The sequence below is a fragment of the Sinorhizobium sp. 8-89 genome (assembly GCF_030124325.1).
Taxonomy (GTDB): Bacteria; Pseudomonadota; Alphaproteobacteria; order Rhizobiales; family Rhizobiaceae; genus Sinorhizobium.
In genome coordinates, this window is the sequence record NZ_JASKLR010000015.1 from 86,531 (window position 1) to 104,125 (window position 17,595).

The following is a 17,595-nucleotide window of genomic DNA, read 5'->3' on the forward strand; positions in this document are numbered from 1 at the left end:
CGTCGTCCCTAGTTACGAGCCTTGGGTACGGCGCCATCAGTCGGCGAGCCGTCCGCGGTGAGATGCCTGCGCATATAGGCCTGCGGGCTGCTGCCCATCTCCGTGCGGAAGGCAAAGACGAAGGCGGAAGTCGAGCCGTAACCAAGCTCCATCGCCACCTGGGTGACGCCGAGTCCACCGCCCAAGAGCTCGATCGACCGGAAGAGCCGCAGGCGCCGCCGCCACGAGCGCAGGCTCATGCCCAGTTCCGTGTTGAAGCGGCGCGCCAATGTTCGCGGCGACATATTCAGCACCTCGCCCCATTCTTCGGGGCTTCTGTCATGGGTCGGGTCGAGATAGAGCGCCTCGCACAACTTGGTCAAAGCTGCGCTTTTCGGCCAGGGCAATGCCGAGGGCAGGGGCTGTACCCGCACAAGCTGGTCGAGAATGAGTGTCGTTACCCGGCTCGAATAGCCGTCGTGGTCTTCCTGACCCTCGAGTTCCGTGGCCTCGATGATCAGAGCCTGCAGCAAGGGCGACATCATGAAGATCGTCGGGACCGTCGGGCGGTTGGCTCCGGCTTCATCGGCAATCCATAGACTGCGAAACACGGCGCCCAAGAGCGACCCGACCCGGTGCACGACGCCGGTCGGCAGCCAAACGGCCTGATCCGGCGTGATCACGAAAGATTCCGCTTCCGTATAGACCGTCAGCACGCCGGAGATTGCATAGACCAGCTGGTGCCAGGTGTGCGAGTGCTCCGGAAAGTAATGGCGCGCGGGGATTGATTGCGCGCGCACCGTGATGGGCTCAGGAGGACGAAGTCCCGAAGGCGTCGTAATCGGCTGCCAGTTCATGGTGATGCTCCACTTTGGCGGCTATTCTATACGGATTGTCAGTCCGTTGAAATACAGCCAAATGTCATTGCGCTAACTTGCCCTCACATCAACTGCCAGACGCCTTTCGACCGACGTGGACCCTTCACGCCGGATCCATGTCCTCATGCCCAGTGAAGCCGAATGTCAGAAGTCATCGCAGAAAAAGTGCTCGAAACGCCCTCATACTACGACGCCGCGCGCGCAAACCTTGCGAGGCTGACGATTGCGCAGGCACTGGGCGGCGCGAACTCGGCGGTGGTCTATTCCACCGGAGCGATCGTCGGCAACACGCTCGCGCCCACCCCGGCACTCGCCACCATGCCGATATCGATGTTCGTCGTCGGAATGGCGCTCTCGACACTGCCCGCGGGCGTGATCGCGCAACGTTACGGTCGCCGTACGGCTTTTCTGGTTGGAACGAGCTGTGGTGTGCTCGTCGGTATTCTGGCGGCGATCGCGGTGGTGATCGGTTCCTTCTGGCTCTACTGCGCCGCAACGCTCTTCGGCGGCGCCTATGCCGCGGTGGTACTTTCCTTCCGCTTCGCGGCGGCCGACTGCGTTCCGGCTGAACGGCGCCCGCGTGCATTGTCCCTCGTCATGGCCGGCGGTGTCCTGGCCGGTGTGATCGGGCCGCAACTCGTCAATCATACCATGTATCTCTGGACGCCACACCTGTTCGCGGCGAGCTACCTTGCCCAGGCGGCCGTGGCGGCGCTTTCGGCTCTGCTGCTGATCGGCGTTCGGCTTCCGACGCCGACCAAGGTAGAGGCTGCAGGCGGCCGCCCCCTTGGTGTGATTGCCCGCCAGCCGCGCTTCGTCACGGCTGTGATCTGCGGGGTCGTCTCCTACCTGCTCATGAACTTTCTGATGACCGCGGCACCCTTGGCGATGCAGCTCTGCGGTCTGAGCCAAGAGTCCTCCAACCTCGCCATTCAGTGGCATGTGGTTGCCATGTATGCCCCGAGTTTCTTCACCGGGCGTTTGATCACCCGTTTCGGTGCAGCCAGCGTGGTCATGACCGGCCTTGTGTTGACGGGCATCTCCGCAGCCGTCGGGCTGACGGGGGTCGATGTGGCGCATTTCTGGATCACCCTCATCGTACTCGGTGTCGGCTGGAACTTCGGTTTTCTCGGTGCGTCCGCCCTGGTGCTCGAATGCCACCGTCCCGAGGAGAAGGCGCGCGTGCAGTCGCTCAACGACTTTGCCGTGTTCGGAACGATGACCCTCGGCTCGTTCCTCTCCGGGGGGCTGCTGACGGCCTACGGCTGGAACACCATCCTCGCGCTGTCCTTCATTCCCCTCGTGCTGGCCCTTCTCGCACTCGGCGGGACCTATGTGCGCGGTGCGCCGGGGGCGCGATGACTGAGCAACCGGATGAAACCTGGCAGGAGTGGTCGCAATGAAAGTAACCAAAGTCGAGACGCTGGAAATCGACCTCTCCGGAGAAAACGGCATCGCGCTCTGGCGTCCCATTTTCGCGCGGATCCACACCGATGCGGGCATCACCGGACTCGGCGAGGCTTCGCTGGCGTTCGGCACGGCGTCCGAAGCGGTCGGGCCGATGATCCGCAAGCTCGCCGAGCGTTTCGTGTTAGGGCATGACCCGAACGACACCGAAACCGTGTGGGAGCAGATGCTGCGCCAATCGTTCTGGGCGCAAGGTGGCGGACCGGTGATCTTTGGCGCCATGAGCGCGCTCGATGCGGGCCTTTGGGACATTAAGGGAAAGGCCGCCGGGCTGCCGGTGCACCGCCTGCTGGGGGCGAAGACGCCAGACCCGCTTCGCTGCTATGCCAGCCAATTGCATTTCGGCTGGGAGGCGGAGCACAGGATGCACGATGATCCCGCCGAATATCGTGAAACCGCGCGACGAGTGCGGGAGGAAGGCTATGACTGCGTCAAGCTGTGCCCGGTCTATGTCGCGGCAGGTGGCGGACGTGCACGGCATCGCAGCCTTCTGACACCGCAAAACCGCAAGCTGGCGCAGGCGCGAATGGAAGCCGTCCGGGAGGGGATTGGGTCGGACGTCGATATCATCATCGAATTGAACGGGCTCACCTCGACCGCGTCCGCACTTCAGATCGCGAATATGTTCGCCGAATTCGGCGTCCTGTTCATCGAGGAACCAACCCATTACAACAGCCCCGAAGCCCACCTGAAGGTAGCGTCGCGCTCCCCGATCGCGATGGCGACCGGGGAGCGACTCTACACGCGTTGGGGCTTCCTGCCCTACCTGCAGGCCGGCGCCATCGACATGATCCAGCCCGATATCGGCCTCGTCGGTGGGATTTCCGAAGGCATGAAGATCGCGCATCTCGCGCATGCCTATGACGTCGGTGTCCAGGCGCATGTCTGCGGCTCACCGCTCTCGACGGCAATCGCGCTCCAGTTCGAAGCGGCCATCCCCAATTTCGAGATCCACGAGCACCACACCTTTGCGCTCAAATCCTGCAATCGCGACCTGTTCGAGGAAGACCTCCAGCCGGTCGATGGCCGGTTGGCGGTGCCGACGTTGCCGGGTTTCGGGATGACGCTGAGGAAGGATGCCGAGGCGCGCATGGAAATAGCCGCGGTCAGCCTGAAATAGGCGATGCGGCAAGAAAAAACAGGAAGAATGAACAGAACTCAGAAACAGCACTCAAATTCAGTTTAGGCAACAAAACCAATGGGGAACGAAAATGAAGAAATCTCTATTCCTGGCAACGCTCGGCGTAGTTGCTCTTCTGTCCGGTACCGCTACGGCGGGCACGCTCGATGAGGTGAAGGCGCGCGGCAAACTCAACTGCGGCGTCAGCTCGGGTACGGCGGGTTTTTCCACTCCCGATGCCAAGGGCGTCTGGCAGGGCTTCGACGTCGCATTCTGCCGGGCCGTCGCCGCAGCCGTGCTCGGCGATCCGATGAAGGTCGAGTTTGTGCCGACCACCGGACAGACCCGATTTACTGCCCTTGCCTCCGGCGAGATCGATGTGCTGTCGCGGGCGACCACCTGGACCTTTTCGCGCGACACCGACCTGAAGCTCACCTTCGCCGGCACCAACTTCTACGACGGGCAGGCCTTCCTGGTGAAGAAGGAACTTGGCGTGTCTTCCGCCAAGGATCTCAACGGCGCCACTGTCTGTATCCAGTCCGGCACCACCACCGAGCTCAATCTCGCGGAATATTTCCGCATCAACAAGATGAGCTATGAACCGGTACCGGTCGATTCTAGCGCCGAAGGCGAGCGCCAGTATCAGGCAGGGGCTTGTGACGTCTACACGAGCGACGGCTCCAACCTCGCCTCCGTCCGCGCCAGCTTCAAGAACCCGCCGGACCACGTCATCCTCCCCGAGATCATTTCCAAGGAACCGCTTGGACCGATCGTTCGCCAGGGGGACGAGCAGTGGGCGGATATCGTGCACTGGACGCTAAGCGCGCTGTTCGCCGCCGAGGAACTCGGCGTGACCAAGGCCAATGCCGACCAGCTTGCAGATGGCTCGGACAATCCGGAAATCAACCGGCTTCTCGGCAAGGAAGGTGACCTCGGCAAGATGCTGGGGCTTGATGCCGACTGGGCCAGGCGCGCCATCGCGGCCGGCGGAAACTACGGTGAGATCTTCGCTACCAACCTCGGAGACCAAACGCCGATCCGCCTGGAGCGCGGGCTCAACGCGCTCTGGACCAAGGGCGGCCTGATGTACGCGCAGCCGTTCCGGTGAGAACTCCTTGAGGCGCGCGGTTTGAAGACGGCGCGCCATTCCTGACAAAACGCATGACCGCGCTGCATCCCGCCGTCACCGGCATGGGGAATGCTGCAACGTACTTGCAGGGATTTCGCCAATGGCAAACGCACTCACATTTCCGACGCGGGAGCCGCACCAGGCTTTTCGTCTGAGCATGCTGCTCAACGATAGCCGGTATCGCTCCTATACGATCCAGATCTTCGTTCTGATGTGCCTCATGCTGGGGATCGCGTGGCTGGCGGACAACACGGTTCGTAACCTGGCGCTCCTGGGCAAGGATTTCTCCTTCTCCTTTCTGTGGAGCACCGCCGGCTACGACATCAACCAGCGGCTCATCGCTTACGACACGCAGATGACCCACGGCCGTGCCGCCCTCGTGGGGCTTTTGAATACCGTCGTCCTGGCTGTCCTGTCCTGCGTCCTGGCAACGATCATCGGCGTGATTGCAGGTGTGCTGCGGCTTTCAGGCAACCCGATCGTGGCGCGGCTGATGACCGTCTATGTCGAGCTCTTCCGCAATATTCCGCTGCTGCTCTGGATCCTCGTCTTCGGTGCGATCATGAGTGAAGCCGTGCCGGCGCCGAACGCCTTCAAGGGAGAGAATGCTACGGCAAGCATGATCTTCGGCGCGGTGGCAATTACCAATCGCGGTGTGTTCATTCCCGAGCCGCTGTTTGCCCGTGATCTCGGTACGCTCAATCTCGGAATCGTTGAGCCCAGCCTGAACGCTCTTGTAATCCTGTTAGTCGTCATCGGGTGTGTCCTCGTCAATCGGGCGCTGATGCGCCGTGCCAGCCAAGTGCAGAGCCAGACCGGCATCAGGCCCGCGACCTGGTGGAAGAGCGCCATCATCCTCGCCGCCCCACCACTTCTCTTGCTCTGGGCATTCGGCTTTTATCTTGGCTATCCCGAACTGCGTGGCTTCAATTTCCAGGGCGGATTGCAGCTTCGAAATTCGCTGATCGCAATGTGGCTCGGGCTCAGCATCTACACCGGCGCCTTCATTGCCGAGAATGTGCGTGCAGGCATCCTGGCCATCTCGAGAGGGCAAACCGAAGCCGCCCATGCACTCGGCCTTCGGCCCGGCAAGACGATGCGTCTGGTGATCCTGCCGCAGGCGCTGCGGGTCATCGTGCCCCCCTTGATCTCGCAATATCTCAATATCACCAAGAACACGTCGCTCGGCTTGGCGGTCGGTTACATGGACCTGCGATCGACGCTCGGCGGGATCACCATCAACCAGACCGGCCGCGAACTCGAAGGCATGCTGCTCATCATGCTGATCTACCTGTCGCTGAGCCTCATCATCTCCGGGTCGATGAACGTCTACAATGCCCGCGTCGGGCTGAAGGAGCGTTGATATGATTGACCGCAACCCTGCCTTTGTCCGCGGCGAAATGCTGCCCGCCCGTGAGCCGCCCGCCGGTGAGACAGGCCTGCTTAAGCTGCTGCGCGAGAGTTTTTTTAAAGACTGGCTGAGCGCGCTTCTGACGGTGACGTCACTGATCGTGCTGATCTGGATTGTACGATCCGTCTCGCCGTGGCTCATCGATTCTGTCTGGAACGCGAACTCGCTCAGCGAATGCCGCCAGATACTCGGCGGCGCGGAGGGCGCCTGCTTTGCGGTCATCCGTGATCGCTGGACGCAGCTTCTGTTTGGCTTCTACCCACCGACACAATATTGGCGGCCGGTGCTCGCCTTCGCGTTGATGCTGCTCGCGATGGCGCCAATTCTCTTCCCGCCCGTGCCGCGCAGGCTCCTCTGGTTCAGCGCCGCCTTCCCAGGCCTCGCCTATTGGCTGATCTGGGGCGGAACGCTCTGGCTTCCCGTCTCGGCGTATGCAGGACTTGCCGTCGGTGCAATCGTGTTGCGGCTCGCGACGCGGCTCGGAAGCGGCGTTGCTATCGGGCTGGCACTCGCCGGCGCGCTCGTCTGGTGGTTCTTCGCTTCTGGCGCAGTCACAACGGCGCTCGGCCAGCTTCTCCCCCTGTCGCTCGCCCCCGTCACCTCGCGCGAAATGGGAGGTTTTCTGCTGTCGATCGTCATCGGTGTCACCGGCATCTCCTTGTCGCTGCCGCTCGGTATCGTTCTGGCGCTGGGGCGACGCTCGAAAATGCCGCTCGTGAAAACCCTCAGCGTCGTGTTCATCGAGTTTATCCGCGGCGTGCCGCTGATCACGCTATTGTTCACGGCCTCGCTGCTACTCAACTATTTTCTGCCGCCGGGCACGACCTTCGACCTGATCTTGCGGGTGATCATCATGGTGACCCTGTTTGCCACCGCCTATATGGCCGAGGTGATCCGCGGCGGCCTGGCAGCCCTGCCGAGGGGACAGTACGAGGCGGCCGAAGCCTTGGGGCTGGACTACTGGAAGGCGCAGAGGCTCGTGATCATGCCGCAAGCGCTCAAGATATCGATCCCTGGGATAGTCAATTCCTTCATCGGCCTCTTCAAAGACACGACCCTCGTTGTGTTCATTGGCCTCCTGGACCCGATCGCGCTTTCCAATTCGATCCGGGCGACGACCGACTGGCAGGGGATCTATTGGGAGCTCTTCATCTTCATCGGGGGGCTGTTCTTCATCTTCTGCTTTTCCATGTCGCGCTATTCGATGCATCTCGAACGCCGCCTCAAAACCGAACACCGCTAAGGAGGCCATCACGATGGAACTCAACTATGAAACCGAGATCGACCGCAGCCGCATGCGGGTGTCGGACGAGGTCGCGATCCGGATCGCGGACATGAACAAGTGGTACGGGACCTATCACGCGCTGCGCGACATCAACCTCACTGTGCGGCGTGGCGAGCGCATCGTCATCGCCGGCCCCTCCGGGTCGGGGAAGTCGACGTTGATCCGCTGCATCAACCGCCTCGAGGAACATCAAGGCGGCAGAATCGTCGTTGACGGGATCGAACTGTCGTCGGACCTGAAGAACATCGACAAGGTGCGATCGGAAGTGGGCATGGTGTTCCAGCACTTCAATCTCTTCCCGCACTTGACCATTCTCGAGAACTGCACGCTCGCTCCCATTTGGGTACGCCAGATCGCGAGGAACGAAGCGATCGAAACGGCGATGCACTTCCTGGAGAAAGTAAGGATCCCGGAGCAGGCCCATAAATATCCGGGACAGTTGTCCGGCGGCCAGCAGCAGCGGGTGGCGATCGCCCGTTCGCTCTGCATGAAGCCGAAGATCATGCTCTTTGACGAGCCCACTTCGGCGCTCGACCCTGAGATGATCAAAGAGGTGTTGGACACGATGATTGAGCTGGCTGAAGAGGGCATGACGATGCTCTGCGTCACCCACGAGATGGGGTTTGCCCAGGCCGTGGCCAATCGCGTGATCTTCATGGACCAGGGCCAGATCGTCGAAGAGAACGATCCGCACGACTTCTTCAACAACCCGCAATCCGAGCGCACCAGGCTATTCCTCAGCCAGATTCTTCGGCACTGACTTTGTCGCTCTCTCGCGGCGGCCGGCGTCCGCTCGGCAGTCCCGGCGGCCCGTAGGAGAGTGCCTGCCCGTCGCCTTCCTCACGCCGCTGTCGGCCACGCCATTCATTCCACTACGAGGTTCCTATGAATTGCCATGCCCACGCAAACTGCCTTGATGAACTAGTCGACCGCCGCGGCTCGAATTCATTGAAATGGGACAGTGTCAAGGCGTTCCTGCCTGCGGAAGCGGCGGCTGCCGATCCCCTGCCGATGTGGGTCGCGGACATGGACTTCCGAGCCCCTCAGCCGGTCATCGATGCGCTCACGGAGGCAGCGCAGGCCGGGGTGTTCGGCTATTCCTTCGGCGCGCGTGAAAGCTACATCGCTGCCGTGACCGGCTGGCAACAGCGTCGCTTCGGCTGGAAGGTCGCGGCCGATTGGGTGGTGCCGGTCTCCGGCGTGATCACCGCGCTGAAAACCATCGTGCAGGCCTTTTCGGCGCCCGGCGACACGGTTCTGATCCAGCCACCCGTCTACGCGCACTTCCACGACGATGTGCTGATCAATGGGCGCTACCCGGTGAGCGCGCCGCTGATCCGGACCGAGACCGGCTATCGCTATGACGCGGCGGTGTTCGAGGCCGCGATCCGTCCGAACACGAAGATCTTCATTCTCTCCAATCCCCACAATCCGACCGGGAATGTCTGGACGGAAGACGAACTCAGCAGCATGGGCGAGATTTGCGCCCGCCATGGAGTTCTCGTTGTGTCCGACGAGATTCACCAGGACCTGATCATGAATCCCGCTTGCAGGCATGTGCCATTCGCCAGTCTGTCCGACACTTTTGCTGAGAACTCGATCACCTGCACCGCACCCTCCAAGACCTTCAATTTGCCGGGGCTGCAATGCGCCAATGCCTTCATTCCCAGCCCGCGTCTCAGGGCGGAATTCCAGCGTCAGTTGGAACGTAATCTCTATCCGAAAGTGAACGCGATGGGCATGGTTGCGGCCGAGGCGGCCTATACCCACGGCGAGGCGTGGCTTGAAAGCCTCATTGCTTACGTGCGGGCAAACCACGCGCGCTTCGCGGCCGAGGTCAACGGGCTGAACGCTGGTCTGAAGGTGCTCCCGGCGGATGCACTCTATTTGGCATGGATGGACTGCCAGGCTTTGGGAATGGATGCCGCGGCACTTGAGACCTTCATGCTGACCAGGGCGCGGCTCTGGCTCGACAGGGGGCAGAAGTTCGGCCTCGAGGGACACGGCTATATGCGCGTAAACCTCGGCTGCCCGCGCGCAACCGTCGATGAAGCGATTTCCCGCCTGAAAACCGCCCTCGCGACGATATGAACCGCGCCGCGAGAGGCTGGCCCGCGAGGGGCCCGATCAGTTCGGCATCGTGAGCACATCAGCGTGTTGAAGCGGTGCGTCCTTGATCCAGATCTCGCCGCCTTCTGGTCCGGCGGTTGCATTGAGCGGCTCGCCGGCGGGCAAGCGACCCCAGCTCTGCGCTTCCAGCTGATCGGAGCCGACTTTAAGCCTGCCGAAAAGCACCAGAAATTCGAGACCACGGCGATTTTCGACCGTGATCATGGCATTGGGTAGCCAGCGCTCGATCGAGACGCGTTCCTCGCCATCGTCGAAGAGGACGCGCGCGCTCTCGGCGCCTCGGCGCAAGGGCACGGTCTCGCCTTCGCCGGGCTGGTGGACGATCTGCGTGTCGTCACCCTCGCGGTATTGCCAGAGCCGCACGAAGATCGTGCAGCCGCTTTCCGACGCTGGCACATGTGAGGTGCCTGGAGGGTTGCGGAAATAGCACCCCGCCGGATAGTCGCCGTGTTCGTCCTGGAATGTGCCCTCGAGCACGAGGATTTCCTCGCCGCCTGAATGAACGTGACGCGGGAAAGCGCTTCCCGGTGCGTAGCGCACGATCGTGGTGGCGCGCGCAACTTCGCCGCCGACGCGGTAAAGCATACGGCGATCGACGCCGGCTGACGGGCTGGGGATCCAGTCGAGTTCAGCCGAATGGACGATCACCGGTTTTGTCAGGTCTTCATTGATCCGCATTGGTCTGGTCTCCTATCGTCAGCACGATCCGGAACTTCGCGTCACCGGACCTCATTTTCTGCACGGCCTCTTGGGCGCGCTCCAGCGGCATGATTTCGATCATCGGTCGCACGCCAGCCAGAACGCTGAAATCCAGCGCCTTCTCATTTTCGAACGGAGAGCCGGTGATCGAGCCGATAACGCCACGTTCGGCCCCCACCAGGTAGCCCGTCGAAACGGGGAGCGGATCCTTGCCGACGCCGAGCACGACGAGGCGACCCTCCGGTGGAAGGGCGGGCATCAGTGCCGAGACAGCCTCCGGATTGCCGGTCGTGGTCAGGATCGCCTTTGCGCCGCCCATGGCGTTCAGGATTTCTGCGGCATTCTCCTGTTCGGTGTCGATATAGCGATGGGCCCCGAGCCCCATCGCATCCATGGCGATGTCGGCGCCTCGACCGACCGCGACCACCCGGAAACCCATCTTGCTGGCATATTGCAGCGCCATGTGCCCGAGCCCGCCAATGCCAAGTATGGCAACGGTATCGCCGGCCTCGGCGCCAGACTTCTTCAGCGCATTGAAGGTCGCAATGCCGGCGCACAGGATCGGTGCGGCTTCCACGGACAAAAGCTCTTTCGGGATCGAGACGAGCCCTGTTGCGCGTGCGATCATCATCTCGGCATAGCCGCCGTCGCAGGACGACCCGACCACGGGCTGGTTTCGGCAGAGATTGAAGCGGCCTCGCCGGCACTCGCTGCATTCATTGCAATGGCCGCCGAGACGGCCGACGCCGACGCGGATCCCCACCTCCCAGATTGATGGCGTGTCTGGGCCGAGTGCCACGATGCGACCGACGACCTCATGACCTGGAACACGAGGCGGTTTCAGCGCCGGATCGGCCCGGTCGATGTCACTGGCATCGGCGCCGCAGATGCCGCAGGCCTCAACCGCGATCAGCACTTCGCCGGATCCAGGCGTTGGTGTCGGCCGTTCCACCAGCTCAAGCGTTCCGCCTGTGCCGATCTGCATAGCTCGATAGCTGCTCCTCAACGTACTGATCCTATGCTCTGAATGCTTCAGAGAGCGTCGTCAAATCGTGCGGTTCTGACTGGCTCAGCCGGGTGATGAGTTCATTGGTGATCCGACTCGCCGCTTCGACCGCGCCGGCCAGATAGCCCGGTTCGCTGATGCTGGTTTCGCTGCCCGCCAGCGAAATGTAATCACGCCACTTGCCGTTGACCCACGGCCGCGGGTCAGGCGTCGGATGGCCGCCCGCTTGCCTGTCGTCTGCCGTGGCCGTCAGCGGGTCGTCCGCCCAATCCTTGAAGAGGGTCGCGCGGGGGCTGGCGGCTTCAGGCCCGAACATCCGAGCCAGTTGCTGGACCGAAGCGGCGACGATGGCGTCACGTCCCGCGGCAGCGCGCTCGGCCGCGGGCACCCCGACGAAGCCAAACAGCGCGGCCCTGCTCGAAGCGGTCGTCGCGTCGTGGATCTCGACGAGCGGTCCCACCATGCTTTGTGCCGTGCCGGAGAGGCCCGCGTCGCGCCAGAAGGGGCGATCGTAAAGCGCGAAGAATTTCGCATGGGGCGCCATCCAGGTTGGGGTGCGCCGCCATCGCTCCAATGTTGCAAAGTCGAGCGCCGGCGAGAACAAGACTTTGGCTTCGAGCAGCCGAGGCGGGAGCGCGAAAAGCACATGCGACGCCCGCACCCTCTCGGCCAACCCGCTCGCATCGAGGTACTGCACAACGACGCTTTCGCCGTCCAGCGAGACATGCGTCACCTGTGCGCCGAGTTCAATGCTCCCCACCGGCAGGCCTTCGGCAAGCTGCGATATGATCGCTCCGGTGCCCCCGACGAGGCGCATCGACCGGGGCTCCTGGCGCATGCCGCGATAGCGCTGCGGATGTTCCTGGGACATCCGTTGAAAGATCACGTCGCCTTCGCTGTTCTGCTCGAAGGAGTGAAGCCCGAGATGATCGACGAGGTCTCCCATGGCAGGCTGCATCCCGGGCCAGAACCAGGAGGGCCCGAGGTCGAAGCCGTCGCCCGATGGTTCGCCGGTGGCGTCGACCGACAAAATTCGTCCGCCCAGGCGCTGCCGGGCCTCCAGGAGCTTGAAGCCGATGCCGGCGCGATAGAGGAGCCGGGCGGCGGTCAGGCCTGCAAGCCCACCACCAACGATCAGAATGGATTGTAACAAGGGACAGTTCCTCGTGAAGAGAAAGGGCCGGATATCCGGCCCCTCGTGTAAAGCCTGGCTCAAGCCACGGCGTAGATGCGGATCTCCGGAGCGGCGGCCAGAAGCGGCTTTAGCCCGGCCACGACGTCATCCGTGAACAGTTCGCTTTCGAGATAGGCCTTTGCGTCTTCGGCGCTGTTGAATCCGTGAAGGACCTGAACGTCGTCGTCGCGAACGAGAAGCTCCTTGGATGTCGCGCCCGCAACCTGCGAAAGGAACGGCTCCTTGTATTTCTGATAGACGCCTGCGGCGGCACGGCGGTTCTCGGCTGCGATCTGCAGAGTGATTTCAAGGTAAGCCATGATCATCCTTTCAAATGTCGCTCGGCATTGGTCCAATAGGGACAGTGGATTCGGCTATGGAGCGCCGTGCCGGGTGGAAGTTTCCAGTTCGGGACACGAGCGCCACGACACCTGAATGCCGCTCGAAGGCCGACTTGACAAATGAGAGTTTCTTGTCGGCGGCAAAGAAAAACTTTGCCGGACGGCCGTGTCGTTCGACCATGGGTTGAACCCACTTGCAAATCAGGATCGGGAGGGCGTCGCCTCGTCGATCAGCCAATCACGAAACGTCCGGAGTTTCGGCAGGGAGGCGTATTCCGCTCGATAAACGACATAATAGGCGAGCTTCGAGGGAACCCGGACCGCGGGAAAAAGCCGCAACAAGCGCCCGGCAGCCAGGTCGTCGCGTGCCAGGATGCTGCGCGCCAGCGCCACGCCACGTCCCTCGACCGCGGCTTGAAGCACGGCAGCTGAGTTGTCGATCCGCATGCCCCTTTGCGGTTGCGTTTCAGGCACACCGGCGGCACGGAGCCACATTTCCCAGGTGATGAAACCGATAGCAGGATCGACGGAGAGGTCATGGATGAGTGTGGTTCGAGCAAGATCGGCGGGTTCGCTCAGATCTCCGAGGTTCGAGAACTGCGGCGAGCAGACCGGGAACACCTCTTCGTCCATCAGCTTTTCGGCAACCAGTCCCGGCCAGTTGCCGTCCCCGTAGCGCACACCGATGTCGACGCCATGGGCCTTATAGTCGACAAGTTTCAGGCTCGTCTCGAGCCGGATGTCGGTTTCGGGGCATCTGGCCTGGAAACGGTCGATCCGGGGAAGCAGCCATTTAGCGGCGAAAGCGGGGCTGACGGTCACGTTGAGGATGCCGCCGGTTGCGGATTCACGAAGCCGGTCCAATCCGATCCCGAGGCGGTCGAGGCCCGCTCGAATGTCCGGCAAGGCCCGTTCGGCGTTTTCCGTCAACGTCAGTCTCGCCTTGCCGGTCGTGCTTCGATGGAACAACGGCATACCAAGCCAGTCCTCGAGCCCGCGAACCATTTGCCCGACCGCAGCCGCGGTGACACTCAGTTCTTCGGCCGCGCCGGAAAAGCTGCCGTGACGCGCACTGGCTTCAAAAGCCCGCAGCGCATTGAGGTAGACTGGCGATTTCCTGTTCATGAGATCATCCGCTCCGGAACGGTCGTAGGACCGGATTCATAGGTGACCACAAGACCATGCGCCAGCGCGATCCAACTCCTTCACCGGTTGGTGATGCCAAGGGCTTAGTTTATAGCGGCCCGAGATCAATGAGGATCGGTTCCCGTCCGCATGCGCCCTTAGACTCTGGCAAAGCGGCCCTCGTTTGGCCGTTATTCTTTCGGCAGGCTCGCAATAGTGTCAAAGACACGCGCCGTGTAGGTCAACGCCGCGCCGGCATTCAGAGCGATCGCAGTGCCCAATGCTTCGGCGATCTCCCCTTCGGTCGCCCCCAGCTCCACCGCCTTCTTGGCAGCCATCGCAACGGGTGGTGACCGCGACAGCCAGAGCAATCAGTTCATGGAACTTCGGTTCGAGTAGACCCGTCTTGCTGGCGCTGGTCTCGATCGTGTGCAGGCCGCGCAATACATCGGGGCTCTGCTTTCCAAACTCGCCGACACGGCCAAGCAGCGCATCGCGATAGGCGCTCCAGTCTTGCATGTGCATGTGAGATCTCACTTCCAGTGTCTATGGAGCTTTTAAGCCGCAGGATGTCGGTCATCGAAAATCGACCAGTTCACGCGCAACGAGATCGGAGCCTGTTCGGCTATCGTCTCCCGCAAGACCGCGCTGACACGCCCTTGTGCTCAATGGTTCTATTACTGGGGCGCTCGGGAGCGCCCCAGAGTCTTGATTTTACGAAGCCAGGCGCTCCGAAAGAGCTTCGGCGAGCGGTACGGCAGAAGCCGGGCTCTGACCCGTCATCAGGACGCCATCGACAACGACGTTTGGCTCCCAGTTCGCCTTGCTCTGGTAATTGGCGCCCCGGTTCTTGAGTTCGTCCTCGAGCGAGAACAGCAGGTGGTGGAGCAGTTCGATCTCGGTGTCTTCAGCGTTCTTGAAGCCGGTGAGGTTCAGGCCCTTCACGAGATACTGGCCATCGTCCTTCCTGACGTCGCGCAGGATTGCCGGCGCATGGCACACCATGGCGATCGGCCGGCCGGCCTTGTGGAAGTCACGGATCAGCTTGATTGCGAAGGAGTCGGAGGCCAGGTCCCAGAGCAGGCCGTAACCACCAGGGAAGAAGACGGCATCAAAGGTGCTGTAGTCGATGTTGCGCAGCTTGCGGGTATTGCGGGCGGCGAACATCGCAACCGGATCGGCGAGGAAGCGGTCTGTGTATTCGGTGGTAAACGGCGCCTTCATGCTGAGAAGGTCGATCGGGGCTTCGCCACCCCCGGGAGAGGCGAATACGACCTCGTGACCCGCGGACTTCAGAATGTAATAGGGCGCGGCCAGCTCGTGAAACCAGGTGCCGGTCTGCTTGCCACTGAGGCCCATCTCATCAACCGACGACATGATGAGGAGGATACGCTTTTGCTTGTTACCGGTGCTCATAGAATTGTTCCTTTCCGTTGGTCTGCGACCAGCTTATCGTTCGGCCTTCAACTATCTATCGATAGGTAGACGGCTATGTACCTAACGTCTCCCGTCGCGCTTTGCAATACCTATCTATCGATAGATTGAATTTTTGTCTGCCCATCCTCAGTGTTGCCATTTACGGGCAACTGGCCTATCTACTGATAGATTGAGAGAAAGGTTAAGGCAGTGAACGATACGACAGAGGCCATCATGGACGCTGCCGAGGAGGGAACCCGTGGGGCGGGCTCCGTGGTCGTCGGCTTTCGGGAGAATGCCGCCGACGTCGGTGTGAAGAGCGCCAGCGTTCACTATCATTTTCCGACCAAGGACAAGCTCGCGGCGGCCGTTGCCCGCCGATACACGGATCGTTTTCTCGAGGCGGTGGATCAGCAGATTGCCGGCGGCAAGGATATCGTCTCGGCGTGGCGGCAGGCGTTTCGTATAGCGCTGCAGCGCGACGGGCGAATGTGCCTGTGCGGTGCTTTGGGGGCGACGGCGCAAGATTTGTCCAGTGAAGTCAAGGACGAAGTCAAGCGTTTCTTCCTGCTCGGAATCGATAAACTGACGAAGGCAGGACTAACGCGAAACAGCGCGCTGCACGTGCTTGCCGCGCTGGAAGGCGCGATGCTAACGGCGAACGTTCTGGAGGATCCATCTCTGTTCGACAATGGAACTGCTGCGCTTGCGTGACCTGCGATGTTCGCGAAGGACGGCTTCGATGTTCTTGGCCGAACTGGGGCGCTCACGCTGGCTGGCTCAAGGTCAGCCAACGCTGCCGGTCTTGGGTTGTCTATAGCCCAAGACTGCACGCCTCGCTGGACAGGAGCGCGGACTGGTCAGTTTTAGCGATCGTATGTGACGAGCGGACCGTCAGGTTGCGAGCAAGCCTTGCCAGCGCGTGTCGCGCGGCGAAGGGCGGCGGTGCAGCCGACGGTCGAGCAGTTCGCGGGCCTTCACGGGTTCGCCGCTCCGCATGAGCGCGAGGAGGAGCATGTCCTCGATCATCTCGCGCTGGGCGCCACTGCCGCCGATGCGCACGACCTCGGCCGCAACCGGCTCCAGGACACGGGCGCAGCCGGCATAGTCTTCCTCTGCGAAGGACAGGGCGGCGCGGCAGATCGCCGGCACGACCGATCCTGCAGCGAGCGCACCCGCATCGACCAAACCCTTCAACGCCTCAGTCCGCCGCTCGACCGCCGCCTTGTCACCGACCGCCGCATCGATAATGGCCCTGTGGACATCCGCGAAGGCAAAGCCGGCCTTCTGGAAGTATTCACCGGAATAGGCAGCCGCCGCATCCCAAAGGCCCGCAGGCACCGCGTGTCCGTAAGCCTGCAGCCGCCACAGGAAAGAGGCGGTGTCGCTGACCACGTTGACGGGCATGCCGGCGGTCACCGAGGGCTGAATGTAATCGGCGTAGATCGCCAGCGCCCGCTCAGGATCCTCTCGTTCCAGGGCGCCCAGGGCCGAGTGCCAGGCGATATGGCCGTGGAGGATGCCGGTTCGGTCGTAGCGAGGCAGCCAGTCCGCGATCAATCTCTCGGCGTCCTCGCCAGCGCCGCCTTCGTACATGGCATGCGAGAGCGCGTGCGCTGCATTCGCGTTGTTGATCCTGAGATCGTAGCCGCGCTGAGTGAGCGCCCGGCCGTGCGCCACATTGCCGTTCTCGGCATGAGACCAGCCTCGGTAGGTAACGAACCACCAATCGTCATCGGCGAAGTGGCGGGCGTGGCGCTCACAGAGACCCACGCGCGCCTGGTCGTGATCAGCCATCCCCGAGAAGGCGAACAACCCGAAGGCGCCGAGGACCAACGACAGGATAAGGACGTCGCGCGGCCAGGTGTCGGCGTGCGCCAGTGCACGCTCCAGCGCTTTGGCCGACTGGCCGTTGATGGCAAGCGACACGATCTCCACATGGCTGCGTTCCCGCTCGGTCCCGCGCCGCGCGACAATCTTCTGTGCCGTCGCGATCCGCTCCTTGGCCTTGGCCACTTCCGTGCGGATCGCGTGCAGTCGCGCACGGGCCGCATGCGCAAGCGAAAAATCCGGATCAGCTGCGATGGCCTCCTCCAGAACCTCCGCGGCGCCGGGCCAGGTCGAAAGAAGCAGATCTACCCCCTCCCGGTAACGTTCGGCCGCGAGGTCCGATGACGTCGAGAGTGGCAGGCCGCGGCTGTCGAGTTGGGTCATGGCAGATTCCTCATCGCAGGATCGGCGCGTATTATTGCGCATTTCAGCGATTATAAGGGACTCGCTACTGACCGTATTTCGACAGACTGCCAAACCATGTAGATTAGATGACAACCCTCATGCCCGACCGACCAAGGAAGAACGACCCGGTCCCACCCGTTTGGCCATCCCCGTGACTGCGCGGGAAGGCGCGATGAGGGTTGCCTGCGTGATGATTGGGG

General features: G+C 62.1%; 17 protein-coding genes and 1 pseudogene. 8 read left to right on the forward strand and 10 right to left on the reverse strand.

What is annotated here, in order from left to right:
* Nucleotides 1-8: 8 nt before the first annotated feature.
* Nucleotides 9-836 carry a helix-turn-helix transcriptional regulator gene (locus QN219_RS23720; protein WP_284002524.1) on the reverse strand — a complete coding sequence of 276 codons (828 nt, stop codon included), beginning with the start codon at nt 834-836 and terminating at the stop codon, nt 9-11.
* Nucleotides 837-998: 162 nt separating this feature from the next.
* Between QN219_RS23720 and QN219_RS23725 the strand changes: the two genes are divergently transcribed.
* The 7 genes from QN219_RS23725 to QN219_RS23755 all read left to right on the forward strand — a co-directional run bounded on the left by QN219_RS23725 (nt 999) and on the right by QN219_RS23755 (nt 9,360).
* Complete coding sequence (locus QN219_RS23725; protein ID WP_284002525.1) at nt 999-2,219, forward strand: MFS transporter; 1,221 nt, start codon at nt 999-1,001, stop codon at nt 2,217-2,219.
* Nucleotides 2,220-2,256: 37 nt separating this feature from the next.
* Complete coding sequence (locus tag QN219_RS23730; RefSeq protein WP_284002526.1) at nt 2,257-3,444, forward strand: mandelate racemase/muconate lactonizing enzyme family protein; 1,188 nt, start codon at nt 2,257-2,259, stop codon at nt 3,442-3,444.
* Between the two features lie 91 nt (nt 3,445-3,535).
* Nucleotides 3,536-4,552 carry an amino acid ABC transporter substrate-binding protein gene (locus tag QN219_RS23735; RefSeq protein ID WP_284002527.1) on the forward strand — a complete coding sequence of 339 codons (1,017 nt, stop codon included), beginning with the start codon at nt 3,536-3,538 and terminating at the stop codon, nt 4,550-4,552.
* Nucleotides 4,553-4,673: 121 nt separating this feature from the next.
* Entirely contained in the window at nt 4,674-5,936 is a 1,263-nt protein-coding gene (locus tag QN219_RS23740) for an ABC transporter permease subunit (RefSeq protein ID WP_284002528.1), read from the forward strand.
* 1 nt (nt 5,937) lies between these two features.
* Nucleotides 5,938-7,227 carry an ABC transporter permease subunit gene (locus tag QN219_RS23745; RefSeq protein ID WP_284002529.1) on the forward strand — a complete coding sequence of 430 codons (1,290 nt, stop codon included), beginning with the start codon at nt 5,938-5,940 and terminating at the stop codon, nt 7,225-7,227.
* 13 nt (nt 7,228-7,240) lie between these two features.
* Nucleotides 7,241-8,029, forward strand: coding sequence for an amino acid ABC transporter ATP-binding protein (locus tag QN219_RS23750; protein WP_284002530.1), 789 nt, complete (start codon nt 7,241-7,243; stop codon nt 8,027-8,029).
* 125 nt (nt 8,030-8,154) lie between these two features.
* Nucleotides 8,155-9,360 carry a MalY/PatB family protein gene (locus QN219_RS23755; protein ID WP_405052202.1) on the forward strand — a complete coding sequence of 402 codons (1,206 nt, stop codon included), beginning with the start codon at nt 8,155-8,157 and terminating at the stop codon, nt 9,358-9,360.
* 36 nt (nt 9,361-9,396) lie between these two features.
* On the opposite strand, the gene QN219_RS23760 is transcribed toward QN219_RS23755, so the two are convergent.
* The 8 genes and pseudogenes from QN219_RS23760 to QN219_RS23790 form a co-directional block, all read right to left on the reverse strand.
* On the reverse strand, nt 9,397-10,077 hold the full coding sequence (locus QN219_RS23760) for a cupin domain-containing protein (RefSeq protein ID WP_284002532.1): 681 nt from the start codon (nt 10,075-10,077) through the stop codon (nt 9,397-9,399).
* Entirely contained in the window at nt 10,064-11,083 is a 1,020-nt protein-coding gene (locus QN219_RS23765) for an alcohol dehydrogenase catalytic domain-containing protein (RefSeq protein ID WP_284002533.1), read from the reverse strand. Before QN219_RS23765 ends, QN219_RS23760 begins: the two co-directional genes overlap by 14 nt.
* A 31-nt stretch (nt 11,084-11,114) precedes the next feature.
* Complete coding sequence (locus QN219_RS23770) at nt 11,115-12,257, reverse strand: FAD-dependent oxidoreductase (protein ID WP_284002534.1); 1,143 nt, start codon at nt 12,255-12,257, stop codon at nt 11,115-11,117.
* Between the two features lie 59 nt (nt 12,258-12,316).
* Nucleotides 12,317-12,598 (reverse strand): hypothetical protein, encoded by a 282-nt coding sequence (locus tag QN219_RS23775; RefSeq protein ID WP_284002535.1) that lies wholly within the window; start codon nt 12,596-12,598, stop codon nt 12,317-12,319.
* Between the two features lie 222 nt (nt 12,599-12,820).
* A complete protein-coding gene (gcvA, locus tag QN219_RS23780; RefSeq protein WP_284002536.1) occupies nt 12,821-13,744 on the reverse strand; it encodes a transcriptional regulator GcvA in 924 nt (307 codons plus the stop codon).
* 191 nt (nt 13,745-13,935) lie between these two features.
* On the reverse strand, nt 13,936-14,082 hold the full coding sequence (locus QN219_RS34265; RefSeq protein ID WP_405052209.1) for a hypothetical protein: 147 nt from the start codon (nt 14,080-14,082) through the stop codon (nt 13,936-13,938).
* Between the two features lie 46 nt (nt 14,083-14,128).
* Nucleotides 14,129-14,269, reverse strand: a pseudogene (locus QN219_RS34270) (carboxymuconolactone decarboxylase family protein); the annotation flags it as partial.
* A gap of 189 nt (nt 14,270-14,458) precedes the next feature.
* Complete coding sequence (locus QN219_RS23790; protein ID WP_284002537.1) at nt 14,459-15,160, reverse strand: type 1 glutamine amidotransferase domain-containing protein; 702 nt, start codon at nt 15,158-15,160, stop codon at nt 14,459-14,461.
* A gap of 210 nt (nt 15,161-15,370) precedes the next feature.
* Here QN219_RS23790 and QN219_RS23795 point away from each other — a divergent pair, with 210 nt between their 5' ends.
* Nucleotides 15,371-15,874, forward strand: coding sequence for a TetR/AcrR family transcriptional regulator (locus QN219_RS23795; RefSeq protein WP_284002538.1), 504 nt, complete (start codon nt 15,371-15,373; stop codon nt 15,872-15,874).
* A gap of 180 nt (nt 15,875-16,054) precedes the next feature.
* Here QN219_RS23795 and QN219_RS23800 read toward each other — a convergent pair whose 3' ends face one another.
* A complete protein-coding gene (locus QN219_RS23800; RefSeq protein WP_284002539.1) occupies nt 16,055-17,374 on the reverse strand; it encodes a tetratricopeptide repeat protein in 1,320 nt (439 codons plus the stop codon).
* Nucleotides 17,375-17,595: the final 221 nt, after the last annotated feature.